16 protein-coding genes are annotated in these 17,943 nt (G+C 72.4%); 7 read left to right on the forward strand and 9 right to left on the reverse strand.

The genetic code is table 11. The features are described 5' to 3' along the window. Window positions 1–16: 16 nt before the first annotated feature. Complete coding sequence (locus SAM23877_RS08735; protein WP_174532201.1) at window positions 17–2,590, reverse strand: ABC transporter ATP-binding protein/permease; 2,574 nt, start codon at window positions 2,588–2,590, stop codon at window positions 17–19. Window positions 2,591–2,831: 241 nt separating this feature from the next. On the opposite strand from SAM23877_RS08735, the gene SAM23877_RS08740 reads away from it, so the two are divergent. Continuing rightward, complete coding sequence (locus SAM23877_RS08740) at window positions 2,832–5,135, forward strand: streptophobe family protein (RefSeq protein WP_053128608.1); 2,304 nt, start codon at window positions 2,832–2,834, stop codon at window positions 5,133–5,135. Between the two features lie 429 nt (window positions 5,136–5,564). Next, complete coding sequence (serB, locus tag SAM23877_RS08745) at window positions 5,565–6,809, forward strand: phosphoserine phosphatase SerB (protein ID WP_053128610.1); 1,245 nt, start codon at window positions 5,565–5,567, stop codon at window positions 6,807–6,809. Window positions 6,810–6,864: 55 nt separating this feature from the next. On the opposite strand, the gene SAM23877_RS08750 is transcribed toward serB, so the two are convergent. The 4 genes from SAM23877_RS08750 to SAM23877_RS08760 all read right to left on the reverse strand — a co-directional run bounded on the left by SAM23877_RS08750 (window position 6,865) and on the right by SAM23877_RS08760 (window position 9,597). Continuing rightward, window positions 6,865–7,383: a SixA phosphatase family protein gene (locus tag SAM23877_RS08750; RefSeq protein WP_053128612.1), complete on the reverse strand. Its 519-nt coding sequence runs from the start codon at window positions 7,381–7,383 to the stop codon at window positions 6,865–6,867. Window positions 7,384–7,485: 102 nt separating this feature from the next. After that, complete coding sequence (locus SAM23877_RS08755) at window positions 7,486–7,695, reverse strand: hypothetical protein (RefSeq protein ID WP_053128613.1); 210 nt, start codon at window positions 7,693–7,695, stop codon at window positions 7,486–7,488. 181 nt (window positions 7,696–7,876) lie between these two features. Next, window positions 7,877–7,993 (reverse strand): SGM_5486 family transporter-associated protein, encoded by a 117-nt coding sequence (locus tag SAM23877_RS41760; RefSeq protein ID WP_037922852.1) that lies wholly within the window; start codon window positions 7,991–7,993, stop codon window positions 7,877–7,879. A gap of 209 nt (window positions 7,994–8,202) precedes the next feature. After that, entirely contained in the window at window positions 8,203–9,597 is a 1,395-nt protein-coding gene (locus SAM23877_RS08760) for a CynX/NimT family MFS transporter (RefSeq protein ID WP_174532202.1), read from the reverse strand. Between the two features lie 46 nt (window positions 9,598–9,643). Between SAM23877_RS08760 and SAM23877_RS08765 the strand changes: the two genes are divergently transcribed. After that, complete coding sequence (locus tag SAM23877_RS08765) at window positions 9,644–10,336, forward strand: FadR/GntR family transcriptional regulator (protein WP_053128615.1); 693 nt, start codon at window positions 9,644–9,646, stop codon at window positions 10,334–10,336. On the opposite strand, the gene SAM23877_RS08770 is transcribed toward SAM23877_RS08765, so the two are convergent. The 3 genes from SAM23877_RS08770 to fabG form a co-directional block, all read right to left on the reverse strand. After that, window positions 10,314–10,691: a hypothetical protein gene (locus SAM23877_RS08770; RefSeq protein ID WP_053128617.1), complete on the reverse strand. Its 378-nt coding sequence runs from the start codon at window positions 10,689–10,691 to the stop codon at window positions 10,314–10,316. The two genes, SAM23877_RS08765 and SAM23877_RS08770, sit on opposite strands and share 23 nt — an antisense overlap. A gap of 160 nt (window positions 10,692–10,851) precedes the next feature. Next, window positions 10,852–11,619, reverse strand: a complete 768-nt coding sequence (gene fabI, locus SAM23877_RS08775) for an enoyl-ACP reductase FabI (RefSeq protein WP_053128619.1) — start codon at window positions 11,617–11,619, stop codon at window positions 10,852–10,854. A gap of 5 nt (window positions 11,620–11,624) precedes the next feature. After that, on the reverse strand, window positions 11,625–12,344 hold the full coding sequence (fabG, locus tag SAM23877_RS08780; RefSeq protein ID WP_053128621.1) for a 3-oxoacyl-[acyl-carrier-protein] reductase: 720 nt from the start codon (window positions 12,342–12,344) through the stop codon (window positions 11,625–11,627). Window positions 12,345–12,633: 289 nt separating this feature from the next. On the opposite strand from fabG, the gene SAM23877_RS08785 reads away from it, so the two are divergent. From SAM23877_RS08785 to tyrS, 3 genes are read left to right on the forward strand one after another with little or no spacing between them, the layout of a single operon-like run. Then, complete coding sequence (locus SAM23877_RS08785) at window positions 12,634–14,157, forward strand: TldD/PmbA family protein (RefSeq protein ID WP_053128623.1); 1,524 nt, start codon at window positions 12,634–12,636, stop codon at window positions 14,155–14,157. Then, complete coding sequence (locus SAM23877_RS08790) at window positions 14,154–15,548, forward strand: metallopeptidase TldD-related protein (RefSeq protein WP_053128625.1); 1,395 nt, start codon at window positions 14,154–14,156, stop codon at window positions 15,546–15,548. Before SAM23877_RS08785 ends, SAM23877_RS08790 begins: the two co-directional genes overlap by 4 nt. Before the next feature lie 43 nt (window positions 15,549–15,591). Continuing rightward, complete coding sequence (gene tyrS / locus SAM23877_RS08795) at window positions 15,592–16,860, forward strand: tyrosine--tRNA ligase (RefSeq protein ID WP_053128627.1); 1,269 nt, start codon at window positions 15,592–15,594, stop codon at window positions 16,858–16,860. A gap of 94 nt (window positions 16,861–16,954) precedes the next feature. Here the strand turns inward: tyrS and SAM23877_RS08800 are convergent, their stop codons facing one another. Further along, a complete protein-coding gene (locus tag SAM23877_RS08800; protein ID WP_053128629.1) occupies window positions 16,955–17,236 on the reverse strand; it encodes a GlsB/YeaQ/YmgE family stress response membrane protein in 282 nt (93 codons plus the stop codon). A gap of 262 nt (window positions 17,237–17,498) precedes the next feature. Here SAM23877_RS08800 and SAM23877_RS08805 point away from each other — a divergent pair, with 262 nt between their 5' ends. Next, entirely contained in the window at window positions 17,499–17,897 is a 399-nt protein-coding gene (locus SAM23877_RS08805; protein ID WP_053128631.1) for a DUF3099 domain-containing protein, read from the forward strand. Window positions 17,898–17,943: the final 46 nt, after the last annotated feature.

Raw genomic sequence — 17,943 nt, forward strand, 5'->3', positions numbered from 1 at the left:
GGCGTGGGATCGCGGTCTACTTGCGCATGACCTCCGGCTCGTGGCGGCGCAGGAAGCGCGCCACGAAGAACCCGCAGATCACGCCGAGGGCGATCAGCGCGGTCATGTCCATGGCCCAGGCGCCGACGGTGTGCTCCCACAGCGGGTCGTTCTCGGCCCCCTGCTCGGGCGGGCTGATCCGGTTGAAGTCCAGCGTGGCGCCGGCCGCGGCCACCGCCCAGCGCGAGGGCATCAGGTACGAGAACTGGTTGACGCCCACCGCGCCGTTCAGGGCGAAGAGGCAGCCGGTGAAGACGACCTGGATGATCGCGAACATCACCAGCAGCGGCATGGTCTTCTCGGCGGTCTTCACCAGCGCCGAGATGATCAGACCGAACATCATCGAGGTGAAGCCCAGCGCCATGATCGGCAGCGACAGCTCGACGAGGGTCAGGCCGCCGAGGACCAGCCCCTCCTCCGGGATCTCCCGGGTGGCGAAGCCGATGACGCCGACCAGCAGGCCCTGCAGCACGGTGATCATGCCGAGCACGAACACCTTGGACATCAGGTACGCCGAGCGCGACAGGCCGGTCGCGCGCTCCCGCTCGTAGATCACCCGTTCCTTGATGAGCTCGCGGACCGAGTTCGCGGCGCCCGCGAAGCAGGCACCGACCGCGAGGATCAGGAGCACCGTGGTCGCGGTGCCGTTCGGGATGATCCGGCCGGTCTGCGGATTGGCCGGGTTGGGCAGCAGACCCTTGTCGGCGTCGATGAGCAGGCTCACCGCCCCCAGCACGGCCGGCAGGATCACCATCAGGGCGAGGAAGCCCTTGTCGGACACGATCACCGAGACATAGCGGCGCACCAGCGTGACGAACTGCGACATCCAGCCCTGCGGCTTCGGCGGCTTCATCGCGTGCATGGCGGGCACCTGTACGGCCTGCGGCGCGACGGCGTCGATGTCCGCGGCGTACATCTGGTAGTGCTGCGAGCCCTTCCAGCGGCCCGCCCAGTCGTAGTCGCGGTAGTTCTCGAAGGCGGAGAAGACGTCGGCCCAGGTGTCGTAACCGAAGAAGTTCAGCGCCTCCTCCGGCGGACCGAAGTAGGCCACCGAGCCGCCCGGCGCCATCACCAGGAGCTTGTCGCAGATCGCCAGCTCGGCCACGGAGTGGGTGACGACGAGGACCGTACGGCCGTCGTCGGCCAGGCCGCGCAGCAGCTGCATGACGTCGCGGTCCATGCCCGGGTCGAGGCCGGAGGTCGGCTCGTCCAGGAAGATCAGCGACGGCTTGGTGAGCAGCTCCAGGGCGACGGACACGCGCTTGCGCTGGCCGCCGGACAGGGAGGTGACCTTCTTGTCCCGGTGGATGTCCAGCTTGAGCTCGCGCAGCACCTCGTCTATGCGGGCGTCGCGCTCGGCGGCCGTGGTGTCGGCCGGGAAGCGGAGCTTCGCCGCGTACTTGAGGGCCTTCTTGACGGTCAGCTCCTTGTGCAGGATGTCGTCCTGCGGGACCAGACCGATGCGCTGCCGCAGCTCGGCGAACTGCTTGTACAGGTTGCGGTTGTCGTAGAGCACTTCGCCCTGGTCGGCGGGCCGGTAGCCGGTGAGCGCCTTGAGCAGGGTCGACTTGCCGGAGCCGGAGGGGCCGATGACCGCGATCAGCGACTTCTCGGGTACGCCGAAGGAGACGTCCTTGAGGATCTGCTTGCCGCCGTCGACCGTGACGGTCAGGTGGCGGGCGGAGAAGGAGACCTCACCGGTGTCGACGAACTCCTCGAGCCGGTCCCCGACGATCCGGAACGTCGAGTGGCCGACGCCGACGACGTCGGTCGGACCGAGCAGCTGGGAGCCGCCCTTGGCGATCGGCTGACCGTTGACGTACGTGCCGTTGTGCGAACCCAGGTCGCGGATCTCCATGCGCCCGTCGGGCGTCGAGTGGAACTCCGCGTGGTTGCGGGAGACCTGCAGGTCGGAGACGACCAGCTCGTTCTCCAGGGCGCGGCCGATGCGCATCACGCGGCCGAGCGAGAACTGGTGGAACGTGGTCGGGCTGCGGTCGCCGTGCACCGGCGGCGCCCCCGCCGCGCCACCGGGTCCCTGCTGCTGGGGGAAGTGCGGCGCGCCCTGCTGCGGCTGCGGCTGCTGCTGCTGCCAGCCGGCCTGCTGCTGCGCGTGCGGCGCGGGCTGGTGGTGGTGCGGGGCCTGGTGCTGCGGAGCTTGATGCTGCGGCGTCTGGTGCTGCGGCGTCTGGTGTTGCGGCTCCTGCGCGGCGTACGGCTGCTGTTGCGGCTGGGCTTGCGGCGTGGCGGCGGCGGCCTGGGCGCCGGTCAGGCTCACGCGCGGCCCGTCGGTGGCGTTACCGAGGTTCAGCACCGAGCCGGCGCCGAGCTCCGTCCGCTGGATCCGCTGACCGTGCACGAACGTGCCGTTGGTGCTGCCGTGATCCTCGACGACCCAGACGCGGCCGTCGAAGCTGATCGTGGCGTGCCGCCAGGAGACCCTGGCGTCGTCGAAGACAAGTTCCCCCTGCGGATCGCGCCCGAGCGCGTATGACCGGGACGGATCGAGCGTCCAGGTCCGTCCATTTGATTCCAGTACGAGTTCCGGCACTCCATGCCCCACTGAGTTGTCCCCCGATGTACCCCCGTCGCGGGGAGTCTAGGGATGTCGAACATCGGGGGGAACTATTTCAGGCTCGGCCCCCTGACCGAAAGTCGGGCCTTGTGAAGACCGCGTAGGCGCCCAGCCCCCGTTTCCGCCGAGGGGGTTGAAACCTGTCCGGAGAGTGGTAATCCACGCGAGAGGGACATGCGCGGCAGCTCCGCCGCGTCGCGGATCGGGGGGTCTGCCCATGAGCGCGTCCACGAACACGACCGCCGAGGGGTACGGGACGAGGGTGCCCTGGGGTGACGTCCTGATGTCGGCGATCGCCTCTGTGAGCTGGGCGTTGATCGGGATGGCGGGTACGGCGGCCCTCGGGCTGCATCTGCTGGGGGCGGACGCCGCCGGTTCGCTGGGGCCGATGACCGCGGCGGTCGTGGCCCTGGGAGCGGGTGGCGCGGTGACGCCGGCCGGAGATGTGTCCGCCTTCGGACTGAAAGGGGCGGAGGCGCACACGGCCATCGAGATCACGCCACTGGGCGTCGGCCTGGTCGGTGCCCTGTTCCTGACCTTCTTCTTCCTACGGTCCCTGCGCCTGGCCGGAGTTGTGGTCGCGCCGGCCGAACTCCTCGCGCGCGCGGGTGCGGTGATCGCCCTGTTCGTGGCGATGACGGGCGGGCTGGCCTGGGTGGGGCACGACGTCGTCACGATCGACGGCGGCTCGCTGGGTCTCGACGACCTGCCTGGTGGTGACGGGAGCGGGGGTGGCGCTGGCGGTGGCGGTGGCGGTGGCGGTGGCGGTGGCGTCGAGATTCCGGGTGTCGGGGACATCGGGGACATCGGGGGGCTGCTGCCCGACCGGATCGGTGATCTCGTCGGCGCCGAGGCCGCGGTCGGCTTCACCGTCGACACGGTGCCGACGTTGCTGGGGGGATTGGTCTGGTCCGCCGGGGTTCTGCTGATCGCATTGCTGGCCTCGCGCCGCACTCCCCTGCCGCGTGGGTGTGAGGTCGTGCACCGTGTGGTGCGGCCGGCCGTGTCCGCCCTGGTCACGGTCGCGCTGACGGCGGTGGCGGCCGGCATCGCGGCGGCCGCCTACGCGGCGATCGGCGACGACCATCCGCGACGGATCGCCGGGGCGGCGCTGCTGGGCGCGCCGAACGGGGTCTGGCTGGGCGTTCCGATCGGCCTGCTCGTGCCGTGGGAGGGGCGGGCCACCGGTGAGCTGGTCCGGGTCCTGCCCGACCCGCTGGACGAGCTGCTGACCGCAGGCGCCGACGAGCCGGTCACGCTCGGGCGGCTGGCCGAGCTGGACGGACGGGTGTGGCTGCTGGGCGTGGCGGTGGTGCTGATGATGCTGCTGGCCGGGGTGCTGACGGCGGTACGGACACCGGTGGCACCGGACGACGCGCGCTCCCCCGGTCTCGCCGCGCGGTGCGCGCTGCGGCTGGGTCTGGCGACCGCGCCGGCCTTGCTCCTGCTGGCCCGGCTGACGGAGGTGTCCGTGGACGCCTCGCTGTCGGTCCTCGGCGTCGACGCCTTCGGTGCGGGCATCGACCTGCACGGCCATCTGGGCGCGGCACTGCTGCTGGGCGCCGTGTGGGGTGCGGCGGCGGGGTTCGCCGGGGCGCTGCTGGCACGGGCGACCGGGGCGACCGGGGCACGCGCCACGGCGTTGGCACGGGGTGCCGGGGTGTCCGGGGTGGGCGCGGCGGGCGCGGCAGGTGGGGTGAGCGGGGTAGGCGGGGCGGGCTGGGTGGGCGGGGGTGCGGGCGCTGTGGGTTACGCGGGGCCGCCCCTGGAGCCGTACGGGCCGGGTGTTCCGCACCGTCCGCCCGGTCCCGGCACCCCTCCGTATCCGCGGGCCCCGGAGGAGGCGCGCGGGCCCGAAGACGCGCGACCGCCCGGGTCCCCCACTCCGTCAGCGCCCGAGGGGGCGGGGTGGCCACCTGGTACCGGACGACCGGCTCCCCCGCGCCGGCCGAGCGGGGATACGGGGCCGGGGTCGCGCGACGCGTGGGGACAGGTGCCCGGCAGCGCTGGGCGGGGGCCCGGCAGCTCGGGGCAGGGGCCCGGCAGCTCGGGGCAGGGGCCCGGCAGCTCGGGGCAGGGGCCCGGCAGCTCGGGGCAGGGGTGGAGCGGTGCGCCGGGACCGTCGCCCGGCTACCCGGGGCAGGAGCCTCGCGGCACGCCGGGGCAGGGGCCCGGCCACGCCCAGCAGGAGCGGCGCGGTCCGTCAGGGCAGGGGCCCGGTGACGTCCGGCCGGGGCACGGGCCCTCGGGGCAGGGACCCGAAGGCGCAGGGCACAGCCGGGGTGGCTCGCAGGGGGGAGGCGGTGGCGAGGAGCAGCCCGACCACGGCGAGCGGCGGCCGGGTGACGGCGTCCACGACGCCCCCACCGTGGCCGGGGCACCGTCGCCGGAAACGCCGCGGCGTCCTCCGCGGCCCGGCGCGCGCCCGGGGGACCGTGCACAGGGCCGCTGGGGCGAGGACCCGCCTCCGCCGCCTCCCCCGCCTCCGGCGCCCCCGCGGCGCCCCAGGGGCGGGCGGTGAGAGCAACGGCCGAGCCGATCGGCCCGGCTGAGCCCGGCGGGCTGAGCTCGGTCGCTTCGACCGAGCTCGGCCCTGGCGCGGCCCAGCCCGACGCAGCTCAGCCGAGCCCGACCCAGCTCGGCGCAGTCCCGCTCGGCCCGACCCGGCCGGGCTCAGCCCAGCCCCGAGCAGCCCCGGCCCAGCGCGGCCCCGGTCCGGCCCCGGCCCGGCGTGGCGGCTCCGTCGAGGACCGCGTGCTGAGGATCTCGACGTCCTCCGACCCCCGGGCTCGTTCGGCGGACCGTCCACCGCCCCTAGCCCATCGCACACCGCCCGTGGGACGAAGGGCCGCCCCCGCCTGCGTCGGGCCCGGCGTCGGCCGCCCCGCGCTGTCCGTCAGGCGGACCTCAGCGGCGGGAGGCACCGAGTGCCGGATACGGTTGGACCACCATGAGCGCTTCGCAGACCTCTGACGTTCCCACGCTTCTCGTCAAGATCTTCGGCAAGGACCGACCGGGCATCACGGCCGGCCTGTTCGACACCCTCGCCGCCTACTCCGTCGACGTGGTCGACATCGAGCAGGTCGTCACCCGTGGCCGGATCGTGCTGTGCGCGCTCGTGACCGAGCCGCCCGAGGGTCTGGAGGGGGATCTGCGGGCGACCGTCCACAGCTGGGCGGAGTCGCTGAAGATGCAGGCGGAGATCATCTCCGGTATCGGCGACAACCGGCCGCGCGGTCTCGGCCGGTCCCTGGTCACGGTGCTCGGCCACCCGCTCACCGCCGAGGCGACGGCCGCCATAGCGGCCCGGATCACCGAGTCCGGCAGCAACATCGACCGCATTTTCCGGCTGGCGAAGTATCCGGTGACCGCCGTCGAGTTCGCGGTGTCCGGCGTGGAGACCGAACCGCTGCGCACCGCGCTGGCCACCGAGGCCGCGGCGCTGGGTGTGGACATCGCCGTCGTGTCGGCGGGGCTGCACCGGCGGGCGCAGCGCCTGGTCGTGATGGACGTGGACTCCACACTGATCCAGGACGAGGTCATCGAGCTGTTCGCCGCGCACGCCGGCTGCGAGGACAAGGTCGCGGAGGTCACGGCGGCCGCGATGCGCGGGGAGCTGGACTTCGAGCAGTCGCTGCACGCGCGGGTGGCCCTGCTGGCGGGGCTGGACGCCTCCGTGGTGGACAAGGTGCGCAGCGAGGTACGGCTGACGCCCGGTGCCCGCACCCTGATCCGTACGCTGAAGCGGCTCGGCTACCAGGTGGGGGTCGTCTCCGGCGGCTTCACCCAGGTCACCGACGACCTGAAGGAACGGCTGGGGCTGGACTTCGCCCAGGCCAACACGCTGGAGATCGTCGACGGGAAGCTGACCGGCCGGGTCACCGGGGAGATCGTGGACCGTGCGGGCAAGGCCCGGCTGCTGCGCCGGTTCGCCGCCGAGGCGGGCGTGCCGCTGTCGCAGACCGTGGCGATCGGTGACGGGGCCAATGATCTGGACATGCTGAACGCGGCCGGCCTCGGCGTCGCCTTCAACGCCAAGCCGGTGGTGCGCGAGGCGGCGCACACCGCCGTGAACGTGCCCTTCCTGGACACGGTCCTGTACCTCCTCGGCATCACCCGCGAGGAGGTCGAGGCGGCGGACACGCTGGACGAGGACCCCGGCGAGAACGTCGGCCTGCCGCTCGACCGGATCTGACCCGGAGCGGCCCGGTCCGCCTGGGGCCGACCGGGCCCTTTCGGGTGGGGACGGATCAGTCGGTGGGCGCCCAGTAGCCGGCCAGGGAGGCGATCCCCGGTTCCACGTCCTTCCAGGAGCCCGTGAAGGTCAGGACGGCGAAGGCGGCGGTCGGGAAGCCACGGTGGCCCATCCGCTCACGGACGTCTCCCTCGGCCGAGCCGGCCAGGATCTCGGCCAGTCCCTCCATGCCCGGGTTGTGCCCGATCACCAGCACGTTCCGCAGGTCGTCGGGGGTCTCGTTGAGCACGGCGATCAGTTCGCCGGGTGAGGCCTCGTAGACCCGCTCCTCGTAGACGGTTTTCGGCCGGTGCGGGAACTCCTGGACGGCGAGCTTCCAGGTCTCGCGGGTCCGGGTGGAAGTCGAGCACAGGGCCTGGTCGAAGGCGATGCCGGTGTCCGCCAGCCGGCGTCCGGCCTCTGCGGCGTCCTTGCGGCCCCGATCGGCGAGCGGCCGCTCGTGGTCGGTCACCTGTGGCCAGTCGGCTTTCGCATGCCGGAAAAGGACGATCCTGCGGGGTTCTGCGACGCTCATGTAATCCAGCTTCGCATGAAACAGGCCATGGGGCGCTGGGAGTTGACATGCCGATTCACCACCGGCCTCACCTGCGGACGTGCGACCGGCCGCCGATCCGCGTCAGCGCGCGGTCAGCTCCCGCAACCGCTCCAGAAGATGCGCGGTGGCGGGCTCACCGGCGGCGGCCGCGTGGGCGTCCACGGGATTGAGGATCATCAGGAGCAGCACGACGAAGGCCAGGACGGGCAGGGCCAGGGCCCACCAGGGCAGCCGTACCTCGACGCCGCCCCGGTTCACCTGGGGAGGCCGGGTGGGGGAAGGGGCCGACATGAGTGCCTCCGCTGGTTCGAGCGTCCCTGGTCCGGGCTCCGCGCCCGCCTGTCGCGGGCACAACTCGAAACTACGGAATCCGCGGGCTCCAACCCATCCGGAAGTCCACCCACTTGACCCTGACCCCTACCCCCTAGGGGATGGTGGGGTTAACCCCACCATCGGGCGGGCGGGGCCGGGGTCACGGCGAGGCGATCGTCGCGATGACGCCGATGATCACGAAGATCGCGAGGAAGGCACCGAAGACGATCAGCATTTTCTTCTGGCCGTGCTGGGGGTTCGGGTCGAGGACTGGCATACGGCAAGTCTCGCATCCGCCGCCGGGGCCGGGGCGGGCGGGCCGGTAACGGCACCCCGACCGGGGGACGCGGCCGACGGACCCGTACGTGATGGCCGAGGGGCCCGTACGCAGCGGCCGACGGGCCGGTGCCCGCGGCGACGGCCGGAGCACGGCACAGCGGATCGGCACCGGCACCCCGCACCACCGGCCGGTACGAGCGGGCCGGATCAGCGCGCCGCTTCCTCCTCCACCGTGCGGTCACGCCCCGCCAGGACGCCCACCACGATCTGCGGCACCATCAGGGCGCTCATCAGGGCGATCGGCAGACCCCAGCCGCCGCTGTGCTGGTAGAGCACGCCCACCAGCAGCGGACCCGGGATGGAGATCAGGTAGCCGGTGCTCTGGGCGAAGGCGGACAGCTGGGCGACGCCCGCGCCCGTCCTCGCCCGCATCCCGACCATGGTCAGCGCGAGCGGGAAGGCGCAGTTCGAGACGCCGAGCAGCAGGGCCCAGACCCAGGCGCCGCCGGCCGGGGCGAAGTACAGCCCGGCGTATCCGGCGAGTCCGCACACGCCCAGCACGACCACGATGGGGCCCTGGTGGGGCAGGCGCGTGGCCACGCGGGGGATGACGAAGGCGAGCGGCACGCCCATCATCATGATGACGGCGAGCAGCAGCCCGGCGGTGCCCGCGGAGACGCCCGCGTCCCGGAAGATCTGCGCCATCCAGCCCATGGTGATGTAGGCGGCCGTGGCCTGGAGGCCGAAGAAGACGGCGAGCGCCCAGGCCGTACGGCTGCGGGTGATCCGCAGCGGAGGCTGCTCGGCGGCCTGCCGCGCCGGCCCGTCCGCGTGCGCGGCCCCGGCCTCCCCGGCGCCGTCCCCGGACGCACCGGACGCGGTCCGCGGCGTGGTCGGCCCCGTCCGCTGCCGCACGAACGGGAGCCACGGCAGGACCGCCGCCGCCCCCAGCACGGCCCACACCGCGAGGCCGGGCTGCCAGTCGCCGCCCAGCGCGCTCGTCACGGGCACGGTCGCCGCGGCGGCGATCGAGGTGCCGAAGGCGAGGGCCATCGAGTACAGGCCGGTCATGGAGCCGACCCGGTCCGGGAAGAAGCGCTTGACGATGACCGGCATCAGGACGTTGCTGACCGCGATGCCCATCAGCGCGAGGGCGGTGCCGGCCAGGAAGCCCGCGGTGCCGCCGGCGAACGGACGTATCAGCAGGCCGGCGGTGATGGCGACCATGCCGGCGCAGACCACCGCGCCGGGGCCGAAGCGGCGGGCCAGCCGCGGGGCGGTGACGCCGAAGACGGCGAAGCAGAGCGGGGGCACGGAGGTGAGCAGTCCGGCCACGCTGCCGCTCATGCCGAGCCCGTCGCGGACCTCCTCCAGGAGAGCGCCCAGGCTGGTGATGGCGGGGCGCAGGTTGAGCGCGGCCAGCACGATGCCCAGGAGGAGCAGGCGGGTCGTCCACGTCGTCCACGGGCGCGTACCCGCCGCTTCGGGCGCCTCGCCGGGTGCTCGGGGGGCGCGCGTCGGCGACTCGCCGAGGGGCGTGGACCTGCGGGGTTTCGTCCGCGTCTCCGTCCGGGTTTCGTCACTAGCCATGAGACCCATCATAGAATCATGGGATGATTGGTTGTCCACTCGTGTGCGAAGGTGAGCCATGCCCCTGAGCCATCCCCGCCGTTCGGCGCTGTCCGAGCAGGTCATCGCGGCGCTGCGCCAGCAGATCGCCTCGGGCGAGTGGCCGGTGGGCTCCCGCATCCCGACGGAGCCCGAGCTGGTCGAGCAGCTCGGCGTCGCCCGCAACACGGTCCGTGAGGCGGTCCGCGCGCTGGCCCACAACGGCCTGCTGGACATCCGCCAGGGCTCCGGCACGTACGTCGTGGCGACCAGTGAGCTGGCGGGCGTGATGCAGCGCCGCTTCGCCGACGCCGATCCGCGCCACATCGCCGAGCTGCGTTCCACCCTGGAGTCCGCCGCGGCCCGGCTCGCCGCCGAGCGGCGCACGGAGAAGGACCTCAAGCAGCTCGACGCGCTGCTGGTGCGGCGTGAGGAGGCCTGGCACTCGGGCGACACGGAGGCGTTCGTGACGGCGGACGCGACCTTCCACCTGGCCGTCGTGGCCGCCTCGCACAACGACGTGATGACCGCCATGTACGCGGATCTGGGCGAGGTGATGCGGGACTGGCTGCGGGTGGACGTCGGCAGCGAGCTGACGCCGGAGACGCACATGGACCACACGCGCCTGGTCGACGCGATCCGCGCGGGGGACGCCGGGACCGCCGGGACGGAGGCGGCCGGCTACCCGTTCGTGTGCCGCCCGGGCCGGGTCAGCTCCCGCGAGCGTGGCTGACCCAGGCCGACCGGACCTCGTTCCAGCACCGTCCGTCCAGACGTACGGTCTGCGCGGGGCCCGCCGGGACCGCCGGACCGTCGCTGTCCAGGTCCCACCAGTCGGCGCACTCTATGTGCAGGCGCACGTGGTCGACCTGCGGGTAGGGATTGTGGCAGTGGGCGGTGACGTCGGAGTCGTCGACACGGACCCTGCACTCGGCCCCGAACGGCTCCGCCGACGCCGCGTCCCCGGCGTCCCCGGCGTCCCCGGTGTCCCCGGCGGGCAGGCGCGCGTAGGACACCGCTTCGTACGGCAGGAAGAGCACCCAGGCGAGGGCGACGGTCGCTGTGGCCAGGCGGTGGAGTGGACGCACAAGGGACCTCCTCGGCCGTACGGGGGGAGGGACAGCGCGTGGTGAACCCGTACCCCAGCGTGCGCCGCCGCCCGCCCGGCCGCCCGGCCGGCTGGGCCGAACGGGTGACATGCCGGGGGCCCGCACCCCGGTGGGATGCGGGCCCCGGAAGGACGACCGGTCAGGCACCGATGGCGTGCAGGCCGCCGTCGACGTGGACGATCTCGCCCGTGGTCTTCGGGAACCAGTCGCTCAGCAGCGCGACGACACCGCGGCCGGCCGGCTCCGGGTCCTTGAGGTCCCACTCCAGCGGGGAGCGGTCGTCCCACACCGAGGCCAGCTCGCTGAAGCCCGGGATGGACTTGGCGGCCATGGAGCCGAGCGGGCCGGCCGAGACCAGGTTGCAGCGGATGTTCTGCTTGCCCAGGTCACGGGCCATGTAGCGGCTGGTGGCCTCCAGGGCGGCCTTGGCCGGGCCCATCCAGTCGTACTGCGGCCAGGCGAACTGCGCGTCGAAGGTGAGGCCGACGACCGAGCCGCCGTTCTGCATCAGCGGCAGACAGGCCATGGTCAGCGACTTCAGGGAGTACGCCGAGACGTGCATGGCGGTGGCGACCGACTCGAACGGCGTGTTGAGGAAGTTGCCGCCGAGGGCGTCCTGCGGGGCGAAGCCGATGGAGTGGACGACGCCGTCCAGGCCGCCGAGCTCCTCGCCGACGATGTCGGCCAGGCGGCCGAGGTGCTCGTCGTTGGTGACGTCGAGCTCGATGACCTTGGTGGGCTTGGGCAGCTTCTTGGCGATGCGCTCGGTCAGCGTCGGCCGCGGGAACGCGGTGAGGATGACCTCGGCCCCCTGCTCCTGGGCCAGCTTGGCGGTGTGGAAGGCGATGGAGGCCTCCGTCAGCACACCGGTGATCAGGACGCGCTTGCCCTCGAGAATTCCGCTCATGGTGATCAGTGACCCATTCCCAGTCCGCCGTCAACGGGAATGACGGCTCCAGTGATGTACGAGGCGTCGTCCGAGGTGAGGAACCGCACCGTCGCGGCGATCTCCTCCGGCTGCGCGTACCGGCCGAGCGGCACCTGCGACACGATGCCGGCCCGCTGCTCGTCGGTGAGCACCTTGGTCATGTCCGTGTCGACGAAGCCCGGCGCGACGACGTTGAAGGTGATGTTGCGCGAGCCCAGCTCACGGGCGAGGGAGCGCGCGAAGCCGACCAGGCCGGCCTTGGAGGCGGCGTAGTTCGCCTGCCCCGCGGAGCCGAGCAGCCCGACCACCGACGAGATGAGCACGACGCGGCCCTTCTTGGCGCGCAGCATGCCGCGGTTGGCGCGCTTGACCACACGGAAGGTGCCGGTGAGGTTGGTTTCGACGACGGAGGTGAAGTCCTCCTCGGACATGCGCATGAGGAGCTGGTCCTTGGTGACGCCGGCGTTGGCGACCAGGACCTCGACGGGGCCGTGCGCGTCCTCGATCTCCTTGTACGCCCGCTCCACCTGCTCACTGTCGGTGATGTCGCACCTGACGGCGAGGCAGCCCAATTCGGTCAGGGCCTCCGGCGGCTCACCCGAGCGGTACGTGATGGCGACCTTGTCACCGGCGTCGGCGAATGCGCGGGCGATGGCGAGGCCGATGCCCCGGTTGCCTCCGGTGACGAGAACCGAGCGGCTCAACGGATCACCCTTTCCATAGCGTTCTGGTACCCGCCCGAAACACCCGGTCGACGGGCGGCGATGACAGGCGGCTTCCTCGAAAACCTATCGGTCCGCCCCTGTCCGCAGAGAATCGGGCACCCACAGTGGCTTACGGGGCTGACTGTCGGGTCCCTACAGAAAGGGCGCCGTGGTGGGCGTCCCGCCCGGCGCGAAAGGTGTGGTCCCCGTACGCCCTCACGCGACATGATGCGGCGCAGTCCCCGGTGTCGCGGCAGACGACCGGTCACGTCGACAGAAAGAGACGCAGGTGCCTCATAGCATCGACGAAGCCTTCACGGCACTCCCCCTACGCGCCCTCGCCGACGCCGCCCTGGCACGCGCGCGTGCCCTCGGCGCCGAGCACGCGGACTTCCGGCTGGAGCGGGTGCGCAGCGCCTCCCGGCGCCTGAGGGACGCCAAGCCCGCCGGGTCCTCGGACACCACCGACCTCGGGTACGCGGTGCGCGTGGTACACGGCGGTACGTGGGGCTTCGCGTCCGGCGTGGACCTGACGATGGACGCCGCCGCCAAGGTCGCCTCGCAGGCGGTGGCGATGGCGAAGCTGTCCGCGCAGGTGATCAGGGCGGCCGGATCGGACGAGCACGTGGAGCTGGCCGACGAGCCCGTGCACGCCGACCGGACGTGGATCTCGTCGTACGGGATCGATCCGTTCACCGTGCCCGACACGGAGAAGTCGGCCCTGCTGGCCGACTGGAGCGCCCGGCTGCTGGCGGCCGACGGGGTGGACCACGTGGACGCCTCGCTGCTCACCGTGCACGAGAACAAGTTCTACGCCGACACCGCCGGGACCGTGACCACCCAGCAGCGAGTGCGGCTGCACCCGGTGCTCACGGCCGTGTCGGTGGACGACTCCAGCGGGGAGTTCGACTCCATGCGGACGCTGGCGCCGCCCGCCGGGCGCGGGTGGGAGTACCTGACCGGCACCGGCTGGGACTGGGACGCCGAGCTGGCCGAGATCCCCGAGCTGCTCGCCGAGAAGATGCGCGCGCCGAGCGTCGAGGCGGGGCTGTACGACCTGGTGGTGGACCCGTCCAACCTGTGGCTGACCATCCACGAGTCGATCGGCCACGCCACCGAGCTGGACCGCGCGCTCGGCTACGAGGCCGCCTACGCCGGCACCTCCTTCGCCACCTTCGACCAGCTCGGCACGTTGCGCTACGGCTCGGAGCTGATGAACGTCACGGGCGACCGCACCGCCGAACACGGGCTCGCGACCATCGGGTACGACGACGAGGGGGTCGAGGGCCAGTCCTGGGACCTCGTGAAGGACGGCACGCTGGTGGGGTACCAGCTCGACCGGCGGATCGCGCGGCTGACCGGGTTCGAGCGGTCCAACGGGTGCGCCTACGCCGACTCCCCCGCCCATGTGCCCGTGCAGCGCATGGCCAACGTGTCGCTGCGGCCGGATCCCGGGGGACTGTCGACGGAGGACCTGATCGGCGGCGTGGACCGCGGGATCTACGTCGTCGGCGACCGGTCCTGGTCCATCGACATGCAGCGCTACAACTTCCAGTTCACCGGTCAGCGGTTCTTCCGGATCGAGAACGGGCGGCTCGCCGGTCAGCTGCGGGACGTGGCCTACCAGGCGACGACGACCGACTTCTGGGGGTCCATGGCGGCCGTCGGCGGCCCGCAGACGTACGTCCTGGGCGGTGCCTTCAACTGCGGCAAGGCCCAGCCGGGCCAGGTCGCGGCGGTCTCCCACGGCTGCCCGTCCGCCCTCTTCAAGGGAGTCAACATCCTCAACACCACCCAGGAGGCGGGTCGATGAGCGCGCGCACGAACAAGCCGCACGAGATCGTCGAGCGGGCCCTGGAGCTGTCCCGGGCGGACGGCTGCGTCGTCATCGCCGACGAGGAGTCCACGGCCAACCTGCGCTGGGCGGGCAACGCGCTCACCACCAACGGCGTCACGCGCGGGCGCACGCTCACCGTCGTCGCCACCGTCGACGGCCGGGAGGGCTCGGCCACCGGGGTCGTCTCGCGGTCGGCCGTGACGGTGGACGAGCTGGAGCCCCTGGTGCGCGCCGCCGAGTCCGCCGCGCGTGGCGCCGGACCGGCCGAGGACGCGCAGCCACTGGTCACGGACGTGCCCGCCTCGCCCGACTTCACCGACGCGCCCGCCGAGACCTCGTCCGCCGTGTTCGCCGACTTCGCGCCGGCCCTCGGGGAGGCGTTCGCCCGCGCGCGTGCGGGCGGCCGGGAGCTGTACGGCTTCGCCAACCACGAGCTGACGTCGACCTATCTGGGTACGTCGACCGGGCTGCGGCTGCGGCACGACCAGCCGAACGGGACGCTGGAGCTGAACGCCAAGTCGCCGGACCGCACCCGGTCGGCGTGGGCGGGGCGTTCCACGCGTGACTTCAAGGACGTCGACGCGGCGGCCCTCGACGCCGAGCTGGCCGTACGGCTCGGTTGGGCCGAGCGGCGCGTGGAGCTGCCCGCCGGACGGTACGAGACGCTGCTGCCGCCGACCGCGGTCGCGGACCTGCTGATCTACCAGTACTGGTCGGCCTCGGGGCGGGACGCGGCCGAGGGGCGCACGGTGTTCTCGAAGCCCGGCGGCGGCACGCGCGTCGGCGAACGGCTCGGCGAGCTGCCGCTGACCCTGCGCAGCGACCCGCACGAGCCCGGTCTCGAGTGCGCCCCCTTCGTGGTCGCCCACTCCTCGGGCGGTGACCAGTCGGTGTTCGACAACGGACTGCCGGCCGGGGCCACCGACTGGATCCGCGCGGGCGAGCTGCACCGGCTGACGACCACCCGGCACAGCGCCGGGTTGACCGGGCTGCCGGTGGCGCCGGCGCTCGGCAACCTCGTCCTGGACGGCGGCACCGACCGCTCCCTGGAGGAGATGGTCGCCTCCACCGGACGCGGCCTGCTGCTCACCTGCCTCTGGTACATCCGCGAGGTCGACCCGGCGACGCTGCTGCTGACCGGGCTGACCCGGGACGGCGTCTACCTCGTGGAGGACGGCGAGGTCGTCGGCGAGGTGAACAACTTCCGGTTCAACGAGTCGCCGGTCTCCCTGCTGGGCCGGGCCACGGAGGCCGGGCGCACGGAGAAGACGCTGCCCAGGGAGTGGGGCGACTGGTTCACCAGGGCCGCGATGCCCGCGCTGCGCATCCCCGATTTCAATATGAGCTCTGTCAGCCAGGGCGTATAACCTCGTACCCGCACACGAGACCATTCGAGGAGACACGAGAACCGTGACGGACATCGTCGACGAGCTGAAGTGGCGTGGGCTGTTCGCCCAGTCCACCGATGAGGATGCTTTGCGCAAGGCGCTCGCGGACGGTCCCGTCACGTTCTATTGCGGGTTCGACCCGACCGCGCCCTCCCTGCACGTGGGGCACCTGGTGCAGGTGCTCACCGTGCGCCGGCTCCAGCAGGCCGGTCACCGGCCGCTGGCGCTGGTCGGCGGGGCCACGGGCCAGATCGGCGACCCGCGGCCGACCGCGGAGCGCACGCTGAACTCGCCGGAGACCGTCGCGGGCTGGGTCGAGCGGCTGCGCGGCCAGATCGAGCCGTTCCTGTCCTTCGAGGGCGAGAACGCGGCCGTGATGGTCAACAACCTCGACTGGACCGAGGGGCTCTCCGCCATCGAGTTCCTGCGGGACATCGGCAAGCACTTCCGGGTCAACAAGATGCTGACCAAGGACTCCGTCGCCCGGCGGCTGGAGTCCTCCGAGGGCATCAGCTACACGGAGTTCAGCTACCAGCTGCTCCAGGCGATGGACTTCCTCCAGCTCTACCGGAGGTACGGCTGCACGATGCAGCAGGGCGGCAGCGACCAGTGGGGCAACCTCACGGCCGGCCTGGACCTGCTGCACCGGCTGGAGCCGGACTCCACCGTCCACGCCTACGCGACGCCGCTGATGACGAAGGCGGACGGCACCAAGTTCGGCAAGACCGAGGGCGGCGCGGTCTGGCTGGACCCGGAGATGACGACGCCGTACGCGTTCTACCAGTTCTGGCTGAACGTGGACGACCGGGACATCTCGACGTACCTGCGCATCCTGTCCTTCCGCTCCCGCGAGGAGCTGGAGGAGCTGGAGCGGCAGACCGAGGAGCGTCCGCAGGCCCGGGCCGCGCAGCGCGCGCTGGCCGAGGAGCTGACGACGCTGGTGCACGGCGCCGACCAGACGGCCGCCGTGATCGCCGCCTCCAAGGCCCTCTTCGGCCAGGGCGACCTCGCGGAGCTGGACGACAGGACGCTGGCCGCGGCCCTCTCCGAGGTGCCGCACGTCAAGGTCACCGAGCTGGGCCCGGTCGTGGACCTGTTCGCCGAGGTCGGCCTGGTCGCCAGCAAGTCCGCCGCGCGCCGCACGGTCAAGGAGGGCGGCGCCTACGTGAACAACGTCAAGGTCGCCGGCGAGGACGCGGTCCCCGCCCGGGAGGACCTGCTGCACGGGCGCTGGCTGGTGCTGCGCCGCGGCAAGAAGAACCTGGCCGCGGTGGAGCTCGCCGGCGCCTGAGACCGGACGCGGGGGCGGCCTCCGGCGCCACGAGGCCGCCGGAGGCCGCCCCCGCGCCGTACGGCCGTCGGGCTCGTACGGGTCGCGCGGACCGTCAGGCCCGTTCGCGCCGCTTGTTGCCCCGTACCGCCATGTAGATCGCGTCGCCGACGGCGACGATGATGATCGCGGCCACCAGCTGGAAGATGTGCCGCCACCAGTCGATGCCGGAGGTCGCGTCCACGCCGGCCGCCCGGGCGATCGCGTTGCCGGCGATGGCGCCCAGCATGCCGAAGATGGTGGTCAGCCACAGAGGGCTGTGCTGCTTCCCGGGAATGATCGCCTTGGCGATCAGACCCAGCACGAATCCGACGATGATCGCCCACAACCAGCCCATGACTTCCTCCTCATACGGCTCAACGCGAGCATTAGCGCCAGTCTTCGGTCGTACCGCGATCGGCGCATGCCGGGTACGGCCGAACGGGGGACCGGACCGCGCGTGCCGCGCGGTCCTTGGGAGCGCAGTGGGGGGGTGCCCCGGTCTCGTGGACGGCGCAGGTGCGGCGTAACGTGGAGAGTCGTCCGGGACCGGAGTCCCCGAGCGGCCGCGGACGGAAGCGGGGCGGGGAGAGTCCGATGCGGGCGGATGGTGGAACGAGATGCGGAAGCAGAGTGCCGGCGGCAGCGCCGAGGTGTTCCGGATCACCGGGGCCCGGACGGGCCTCCAGGAGGACGTGCGCGGGCGACAGCGCCGCTACATCATCTCGATGTCCGTCCGGACGGTGTCGGTGGTCCTCGCGGCCTGCCTGTGGAACGTGGAACGGCACGTCGCGATCGTGGCCCTGGTCCTCGGCGCGGTCCTGCCGTACATCGCGGTCGTGATCGCGAACGCCGGGCGCGAGAACGCGCCATCGTTGCCGTCGACGTTCGTGACGATGCCGACGCCCCCGATGATCATGCCGCCCCGGCCCGACGAGGGTCCGGCGGAATCCGGACCGGAGGACGCCATGTCCGATCCGGCGCCGGGCGCGGCCGGTGAGCCGCGCGGCCGACCATGATCGCGGAGCGGCCTCGGACGGGGGCGTCGGTTCCGCGCCAGGCTCA

Source organism: Streptomyces ambofaciens ATCC 23877, from assembly GCF_001267885.1.
Taxonomy (GTDB): domain Bacteria; phylum Actinomycetota; class Actinomycetes; order Streptomycetales; family Streptomycetaceae; genus Streptomyces; species Streptomyces ambofaciens.